Origin of the sequence: Bacteroides sp. RTP31139st1_H2_RTP31139_211217, from assembly GCF_040227615.1 — a bacterium.
GTDB lineage: Bacteria > Bacteroidota > Bacteroidia > Bacteroidales > Bacteroidaceae > Bacteroides > Bacteroides uniformis.
Genome location: NZ_JBCNZM010000050.1, coordinates 1 through 8,512 on the forward strand (window position 1 = coordinate 1; position 8,512 = coordinate 8,512).

An 8,512-nucleotide genomic window follows, 5' to 3' on the forward strand; every position below is an offset into this window, starting at 1 on the left:
CTCCAGTGCCGAGGGAAACGTTTATGCGACCGGTGAACTGTCCCGCGCCAATATCGGGGAGAAGCTGCTGGAAATGTGGCGCCACATGCCGCGCACTTTCAAGCGCAAGAAGAACATCAAGATGTTCATTTCCGACGATCTGGGCGACATGTACGATGACTGGCGCAAGGACGAAGGCACCATTGTCATCGGACTCAAGGAGGACACTTCCGACACGCAGCACCTGCTTGGTTCCAACAACCGTTGTGAGCTGGTGCGCGTTCCGAACCTTCCCGACGGCAGCCAGTTCGTCATGCTGACCACCAAGGAGAACGTATGCTACGGCTTTGACAAGGAGAGCGACTTCAAGTCCATCAAGCCGTTCATGTCCGGCAATCCCTATACGTTCGATGCTGCGGGCAAGTATGTGATCGGTTTCCAGTTCGTGTCTGTGCACAAGTCCGAGTTCTGCGTCAACGACCGTCCGGTGGACCCGGAAGGGACCAATCCGTTCGGATACATTGAAGTGACCATTACGCCGGATGAAGCGGTCAACAACGGCGGTAAATGGCGCATCCAGGGCGAGGAAGCCTGGCGTGAGTCCGGTACATATGCGGCAGTTCCCGGTGGCAAGGAATACACCGTCGAGTTCCTGGAGGCTGCCGGATACACCACTCCTGCCGTGCAGAAGAAGACGCCCGCTGCAGGCAAAGTGGAGAAGGTGACGGGCACCTATGTTGTTAAATCCGAATAAACCCTACGACTATGGCAGAAGTAGACCCTAAATTATGTATTGCCCTTGATGACATCAACGAGGCAATGGACTGCGAGAACCAGGACAACATGGGCGGTATCATACCGTCCGTCATCTTCGGTTATCATGCGGATGTGGCCACATGGCCGGACTACCCGAAAAAGACGGAATCCCCTCTTTCTCTTGAAGAAGCCGGTACATTGGTCGGTGACCTGGTCATGAAGGAAAGTTGCAGAGCATACAAGATGGATTTCACCGACGAACTGGCCGAGTTCAAGATTACCGACCAGGGAGAAAGCGGCGGGGAATCGTTCCTAATGGACCTGAATATCATTTCGGCCAAGATGCGGAAGAAGATATTCGGTTTTGAGAATGCGACCAAAGGGCGCAAGATGTTCTTTATCGTGACCGACAACAACGGCACGAACTACCTGATGGGTGACAAGCGGCGCGGCGCGCTCCGTGCGTCGGGTGACGGTGCCACTACCGGAGCAAGCTCCACCGCCCGCAACCAGAACACCCTCCACTACACCTTTACCGCACCGCGCAAATGTGTGTATGAGGGAGATACGGAGGACATCCTGACTGTAAAAGCCGCATCAGAAGAGCCATAAGCCTTTTTGTTCATGATTGGTTGTTCATGTCCGTCTCTCGCTCTCAGGCAGGGGCGGACATTTTGTTTTGTCCTATTCCGGCAACAAAAACCGCAATAGCTTTGCGTATCATCAAAAAACAACGTACATACAATGTCAAAGATTACACAGAACTATATCGAGGCGCGCAGGGACGGCATCAAGTGGCTGAACTCGCAGAAACGTGACTACAGCACCGGTGTGAATATCCTGACCCGTTCTGGATATAAGGGGTTTGTCGCCGCACGTCTGGCACGCCAGGGCGAAAAGCCGCATACCCGCGAGAAGCTGGAGTATGAAATCCGGCAGATGATCAAGGTGTGGTACCATCCGGATGACCCGCGCTTTGAGGATGTGGACCTGGCAGATGATGCAATGCCGGGCAATGACGGGCGTTCCGAGACGGTTCCCGAAGAGACGGCTGCCGCCATTGTCGCCGTTGCGGAGAGGGAACTGGCGCGTGAGGCGGACGAACAGCCCGCCTATCCTCCGGTGATGGCCAAAATCATCTATGACTTCCGGGAATGCTACAACGAACGTTCACGCCAGCACCGGATGCTTGCCGGACTGGGTGAGACAAACACGCAGGCTGTATGCACGCAGCGCAAGGATATTGTCGCCCGTATAGCCTTTCTCTCCAACCGCATGACACTGCTGGCTGCCATCAAAAGGCAGTTCGAGCAGGACAGGGAACTGCCGACTGAAGAGCAGCTGGACGAACTCTACAAAAAAGCGGATACCCCCGAAGAAAATCCGGAAAAGGAAGAGGACGAGGCCGACATCAGTTCCCTATCCGTGGAAGAGCTGAGGAAAGCGAAATCCAATGCCAAGAGCAAGATTACCAAGGCAAGGAACATGCTGCTGTACTCTTCGGAAAGCAAGCCCAAGGACGGCAAGGAGAATCCCCTTCCCGACTGCCCCAAACGCGTGAAATACGAGAAGAAGGTGGCTGCCCAGGAAGCACTGGTGGAAAGGATAGAATATCGTTTGGCAGAACTGCAATAGGTTAGGTTATGTTGGTCTGTTGCAGCGAGATTGAGAATAAGATGATGCCGGCGGATGATGCAGTAAGTCCTATGCAGGGAGACCGATACCCGACAGGCTACATCCGCCGAACGGATGCGGCAGCCTCCGGCCACGACCTGGCTGCGGAGAAGCTGCTGCATCCGGACGCCATGGGGGTGCTGGTACCCGGCAGGGACAAGCATTTCTACTCTTCAGGGGCGTTCAACCTGATCCAGTTGATTTTCTATATTCTCAGACAGACGGGACCGGCACACCTGCTGCTTACCACCTATTCCATCTCCATGGACAGCATTGCGGCGATTCATCGGAAGGTGGAAACGGGCGAGCTGTTGTCAGTGCGGTTCCTGATAGACAACCGGGTGCGCAGCATATCACCCAAACCGTTCGATTATCTGGTGACCACGTTCCCGGACTGCTACCGTTGCCTCGCGCTTCATGCGAAGGTGGCGCTGCTGTATAACGAGGACTGGAAGATTACCGTAGTGGGCAGCCAGAACGCCACGCACAACCCGAAGCTGGAACGTGGAATCATCCATACCGGCAGAGATATTTTTGATTTTGACTTTAAAATGCTGAATGATGAATTTGACTCAGGAACAACGTGAGGAGATAGAGAAGATGGCCTATCGTTTGATCCCTCCGGGGCTGATAGCCATCAATATAGGTGCCGATGAGACGGACTTTCTCGCGGAACTCCGCACACCGGGCACCGAAGTCCGGACCGCCTTCTACCGGGGGCATCTTCGCCAGACGGTTGAACTCCGGGAGTCACTCATCAAGTCGGCCGTCAATGGCAGCAACCCGGCACAGCAGGAGCTTATCAAGTTCATCAAATCGCAACAGCAGTATCTTGAGTATGAATAACAACCGTCTGACGGCATCCAAAAGCAAGGCCGCACTGGAGGAGCAATCCTACGACCTTATACAGCAGCACATCATCGACCCGGAGAACAGTCCGCTGCCGGAGCATCTGCGTGTGCAGTGCAACCGGGTGCTGCAGATAGCACGTCTTTTGGATGACTATCCGAACGAGAGCCACATCATCAACATCATGCTGGCAAAATACCGTATCTCGCGTACCCAGATAAGGAAGGACATCGCCCTGGCAAAAGAGCTGTTCAAGACACAGCACCAGTTCGACTGGGACTTCTGGTATGCCTGGATGATCAAGGACCAGATTCAGCTTATCCGGGATTGCAAGCTCAAAGGTGATCTCAAGCAATGGAACAACGCCAAGAAAGTGCTGCATCAGATGATTGGTGAGAAGCCGGCTTCCGTCGAGGACCCGCGACGCATGGAGAAGAACGTATTCTACATCCAGATCAACAGTATGGGGCAAAAGGTGGATATTCCCCTAAATGCCGTCCGCAACCTTTCCCAGGAAGAGCAGAAGGTTCTGGTGGATTCGATGTACACGCCTATCGACGACGCACAAGCTGAAGAAATAATGAACTCATAACAGATTACCCATGAAAAAATTGACAAACAAACGACTCATCTCTTACCTGGTTGACCATAAGCACATTGATATGGTATCGGTCAGCAAGACACAGATTGTCTGTACCGTATCCGCCAGGTTCAGGCCGGAAGAGGTGCCGCAGCTGCTGGCTGACACCGGGCAGGACATGCCCCGCATGACTTCCTCCGAAGGTGTGAACTACATTGTTTTCCCACGATATTGATACGGCAGGACAATGGACGAAAATGTCTGGGAAGAGGTCATACAGGTCAATCCGGCGCAGGCGGCATTTCTCGTGATGCCGTACAAGAACGGATATGTCATCTACTCGCGTGCCACGGGTAAATCATTCATTACCGGTGCCGTGATAGATGACAACATCCGGCTCATGCCGCGAGGGATTACTACGCTCACCCAGGCCACCATTGGGCAGGCGTTGACTAAAACCCTGCCTTCAGCGTTCAAGATGCTGGAGATGCTCGGTTATAAGCAGTGGGATCCGGTCAGCAAGACCGGTGACTATGTGGTTTGTCGCAAACCTATTGAGGGATGGTATAAACCTTACGAGCACATCATGTCGTTTGAGTATGGTATCAGCTTCAGTAACGGGCATATGCTCTACATACTTACCCAGGGCGGCAACAGCCGCGGTCCGAATGCGGACTACAACATCACCGATGAAGCGCTGACACTCGACAAGGAGAAGTTCGACCAGGAGGCGGCGCCGACCAACCGTGGCAATGAGCATATCTTCGGGCGCAAGTCGGAGCATCCGGTGCTGAAGCACCACGGCAACACCTTCCTCTCCTCCATGCCGTACACGCCTGAACAGAAATGGTTGCTTGAACCGGCCAAGTATTATGAAGAAGAACGCGGCATCCGGCTGTTTGATGTCTGGAACAGGATTGTGCGGTTACAGATGCAGCTCATTGATGCAAGGATTGCGAATGACGCCGGACTGTTCAAGGAGATCTGGAACGAGACCGTCCGTCTCAGGCAAAGTATCACGCCGTTCGTTTCACGTGACGGCACGCTCTTTATCCTTGGCTCCATCTTCGACAACATCGCCAATGTGGGCATGAACTATATCCTAAACCAGTACAAGGTGATGGATAAACTTTCCTTCATGATAGAGATCCTAAACTTCATGGTGGATAAGATTGACAGCTGCTACTACCAGTTGGATGAACGCCATATCTATTACAATGCGACCAATGACGACTATATCCGTGACTTTGCCGAAGATCATAACTACAACTGGCAGCAGCTTGCCAATAACGATGACAGCCGGCGTGACCTGGACTGCAATCCCAACCAGCCGATAGAGCTGACACCCGACTGGGGTAGTGCCGCTTCATTCCTGGAAGTGGCGCAGGAGCGCAACTATGACTTCGTGACGAAGATGCTGACACGTGAGCCGGTGGACAACAACATCAACGAGTTCTTCGTCAAGCGTGATGAAGAGGATGACACCATGGTGAACGCGCTGATGGACAAGTTCTGCCACTACTACCGTAACCATATCAACAAACACCTGCATTATTACCGTGACCGTTACGGGGATGCACGCCGTGCCAACAACAAGAAGTCCTACAACGAGCTTGCCATCGAGCGTCTGGAGAAACACGGGTGGACGGTGGAACAACACACCCATGCGGGCATGGAGCCGCCGCAGCATGACAAGTACCTGCTCTGGGCTTCCATCCTGGCAGAGAAAGACGAACGGTTCCCGAAGAAGCGTTTCAACGGCTCGAAATGCAAATATACACTCATCTCCATGAACAATACGCGTGTCATCGAGGACCGCGAGGGGCGTTTTGCCAAGGATAAGCGCAGCGAGCGTAACCAGTCCATCCTTCCGGAAGAAGCCACCCACTTCGGTGATGCGGTGGATAAGCGTGTATGGACGAAGTACGGGCACCTACTCAGGCAGGCATACGGATTCGTGGACGCACGTATCTGATTCACCTCATACACATACATCCGCAATCACAATCGCAATGCTTATGGCAGGACTCGCAACGTCCGCAATGGGAATCGCTGCACTTTAGGACAGAACGCCGTGTGCAGGACTGGCCGAGGGGCATCCTCCTTGTCATATTTCCTTGTTTCTTGCGCTTTTGGTTGCGTTTTTGGATAGGGCGCGGTCGGCAGAAACTTCCGTTTCTGTTTCCATTCGGATGGAAAGCGGGGTATTCTGTATTCATTATCAAAGAAGTATATTTATTATAACATTCATTAACAAAGAGCACGGCGCGCGCAAAATCCGTACTGAAGGAACAGGCAGGCAAATCTATTTCCTCCAGTACGGATTTTGCGCGTCTCAGCGGTAAGTAGCGGCAGCTACTTGCGTTTGTCCGCATCCATGCAGGTAGACCCGGTCTTTTCTGTTTCAATAGCTAAGGTAGAGACCGTAGAGCGGTAAGCGTTCCGCTTGGCGTGCCTCCGTTTCTTTTCCGCAACTCCTTTTCATTTCCTGCATCTCTGTATGCGGTCAGGTAGTCTTTTGAGTCCGCAAATGTAGGGCACCGGTCTGACAAACAAGGTCGGGCGTTGTCCGCTAAAAAATCTCCAGCCCTACGGGTAGTATTCAAGCCTTCGGTTTTAGTCGGAACCTTGCGGAATGTCATCCTCGGCACCTCAATTATTGCGGCATCAAAAGGCAACCATACCGCACGTCATACAGACACGCCGGAATAAAAAAAAAGTCGTTCTGGGAAACGGAGAAAATTAAAAAAGGCTCCACCCGACGACTCCAGAAATCCAGAATAAATTAAAAACTTACAGTTATGGCAGCAAAAAGAAACATCCCCGAAGCATGGAAAAATCAATGGTCTAAATTCATGTTTAACTTCTTTGATTACTTGCCTACCAAGTACGAGGCTAACAAACGGGAGTGGTCTATCCGCAGGATGATATGGGATTTTAAGGACGGGAAGCGCAGTGCGTCTGTGGCAGAACTTGTAGCGAAGAAGATGCGCGAGCAGTTCGGTGCGGAGGTTTGCAACGTGACGTTGGTCTGCATACCAGCCAGTAGCGGAGAGAAGAACGAAATCAGATACAAGGCTTTTGCCGAAGAGGTGGCACGGCTGACGGGGTGCAGGAATGCGTACAAAGCAATTACCATTGAGGGTGGACGGCTTGCCATCCATGAGACGAAAGCGGCCAAGACGGTGCAGACGGTGGAGGTCATCAAGTTTGACAAGCGTTTTTTCAAGGGTAAGAAATGCCTTGTATTCGATGATATACTGACGCAGGGGCATAGTTACGCACGGTTTGCGTGTGCACTTGAAACGCTTGGGGCAGAGGTTTTGGGAGGCTATTTCTTAGGCAAGACAATTCTTTTATAACAATTTAATCCATACAATTATGAATACTCTTTTTGATAACGATTGCCGCTACATGAGCGACAGCGAACTGATTTACGAAATCAGCAACAACAGACAGATTGTTTCGGACATCGAACGCAGCAACGAAGTGATAGACCTTGAAAAATTGTTTTCCTCTTTGACTCCTGGACGCAGGAGGGTAGCCGTGGCAGCCGTGGAGATGTACAAGAGACAACTGTCGCAGCAGGTGGAACGTAGGCAAATAAGGATGAGCAAAGACGTATACGAACTGATGGAGCCGTTGATAGGAGATTTGCCGAATGAGGAATTTTGGGTAGTGTCGATAAACCAAGCCGGACGGATTATCAAGAAAGTACGCATATCGGTAGGCGGTATTGACCAGACTTCAGCGGATATAAGACTGATTATGCGCGTGCTGATTGATACGGGGGCGGTGCAGTTCGCAGCGGTGCACAACCATCCGAGTGGCAACAGCCGACCGAGCAATGAGGACAAGAGGCTGACGGAGCAACTTAAAAAGGCGGCAGGGTTATTCAATATTAGGATGATAGACCATGTGATTATAACGAATGGTGGATATTACAGTTTTGGCGATGAGGGGCTGATTTGACGGAGGGGTGCAGGGCGCACCCATTCCGTTTGCTCGCATGCTCGCAAACGAAATGGGGCCCGAAAAGCGGAATGACTGGTCGTGTTACCGTTCCTTCAACCACGGAGGGGATTTTTACTTATGGTAATAAAATAATTACCCTATTCTTTGTGGGTAATAAAATAATTACCTATCTTTGCAGAGTAATCAAAAACAGATAACGATATGCCAACAATTTTAATTTTATTCGGTTTGAAGTTTAGAATTTATGTACGTGACCACGAACCGGTGCATGTACATGTACTCAGTCAAGACGGTGAAGCCAAGTTCCAGGTAGGTGATGAAATCCGGTTGATGGTCAATAAAGGAATGAAGCCCAAAGACATAAAACTGGCTGAGTCTATTATTGAAGAGAACAAAGAGTTGATTATTACAGAATGGGTTAAGATATACGGCAAATAAGCCGTATATCTCTATACATAGAAAGGAGTGATTATGGTAGCGAAAAAAGTTTGGTTCGAAGGTGAACGAATCTACATCGAAACTGATGACGGTCGTACGTTGTGGCAGTCAATCTTGTATTATCAAAGATTGAGGAATGCCACCAAAGAGCAGCGCGAGGATTATGAGCTGGGAGCTTTCGGCATTCACTGGGAAGAGATTGACGAGGATGTTTCTTACGAGAGCTTTGAATATGATGATCCAGAACCGGCAGGTATCTCC

At 51.2% G+C, this 8,512-nt stretch carries 11 protein-coding genes and 1 pseudogene; all 12 read left to right on the forward strand.

Annotated features, from left to right (window positions below; genetic code table 11):
• Window positions 1-733 (forward strand): annotated as a pseudogene (locus ABUA47_RS10415) (hypothetical protein); the annotation flags it as partial.
• Window positions 734-744: 11 nt separating this feature from the next.
• Window positions 745-1,347 (forward strand): hypothetical protein, encoded by a 603-nt coding sequence (locus tag ABUA47_RS10420; protein ID WP_005828980.1) that lies wholly within the window; start codon window positions 745-747, stop codon window positions 1,345-1,347.
• A 132-nt stretch (window positions 1,348-1,479) separates the two neighbouring features.
• The gene (locus tag ABUA47_RS10425) at window positions 1,480-2,370 is read left to right on the forward strand and encodes a hypothetical protein (RefSeq protein WP_008664680.1); all 891 of its coding nucleotides are present in this window, start codon (window positions 1,480-1,482) and stop codon (window positions 2,368-2,370) included.
• 8 nt (window positions 2,371-2,378) lie between these two features.
• A complete protein-coding gene (locus tag ABUA47_RS10430) occupies window positions 2,379-2,996 on the forward strand; it encodes a hypothetical protein (RefSeq protein WP_005828983.1) in 618 nt (205 codons plus the stop codon).
• Window positions 2,968-3,255, forward strand: a complete 288-nt coding sequence (locus ABUA47_RS10435; protein WP_005828984.1) for a hypothetical protein — start codon at window positions 2,968-2,970, stop codon at window positions 3,253-3,255. The genes ABUA47_RS10430 and ABUA47_RS10435 overlap by 29 nt, the downstream gene beginning before the upstream one ends.
• Window positions 3,248-3,850 (forward strand): hypothetical protein, encoded by a 603-nt coding sequence (locus ABUA47_RS10440; RefSeq protein WP_005828985.1) that lies wholly within the window; start codon window positions 3,248-3,250, stop codon window positions 3,848-3,850. Before ABUA47_RS10435 ends, ABUA47_RS10440 begins: the two co-directional genes overlap by 8 nt.
• A 10-nt stretch (window positions 3,851-3,860) precedes the next feature.
• The gene (locus tag ABUA47_RS10445) at window positions 3,861-4,073 is read left to right on the forward strand and encodes a hypothetical protein (protein ID WP_005828986.1); all 213 of its coding nucleotides are present in this window, start codon (window positions 3,861-3,863) and stop codon (window positions 4,071-4,073) included.
• Window positions 4,074-4,085: 12 nt separating this feature from the next.
• Complete coding sequence (locus ABUA47_RS10450; RefSeq protein ID WP_005828988.1) at window positions 4,086-5,813, forward strand: hypothetical protein; 1,728 nt, start codon at window positions 4,086-4,088, stop codon at window positions 5,811-5,813.
• Window positions 5,814-6,639: 826 nt separating this feature from the next.
• A complete protein-coding gene (locus ABUA47_RS10455; RefSeq protein WP_008664684.1) occupies window positions 6,640-7,200 on the forward strand; it encodes a phosphoribosyltransferase in 561 nt (186 codons plus the stop codon).
• A 19-nt stretch (window positions 7,201-7,219) separates the two neighbouring features.
• Window positions 7,220-7,810 carry a RadC family protein gene (locus ABUA47_RS10460; RefSeq protein ID WP_005828993.1) on the forward strand — a complete coding sequence of 197 codons (591 nt, stop codon included), beginning with the start codon at window positions 7,220-7,222 and terminating at the stop codon, window positions 7,808-7,810.
• Window positions 7,811-8,014: 204 nt separating this feature from the next.
• Window positions 8,015-8,251 carry a DUF4160 domain-containing protein gene (locus ABUA47_RS10465; protein ID WP_005828998.1) on the forward strand — a complete coding sequence of 79 codons (237 nt, stop codon included), beginning with the start codon at window positions 8,015-8,017 and terminating at the stop codon, window positions 8,249-8,251.
• A 33-nt stretch (window positions 8,252-8,284) separates the two neighbouring features.
• Window positions 8,285-8,512 (forward strand): DUF2442 domain-containing protein (locus tag ABUA47_RS10470; RefSeq protein WP_349831590.1); only part of this gene is annotated, 228 nt, incomplete at its 3' end.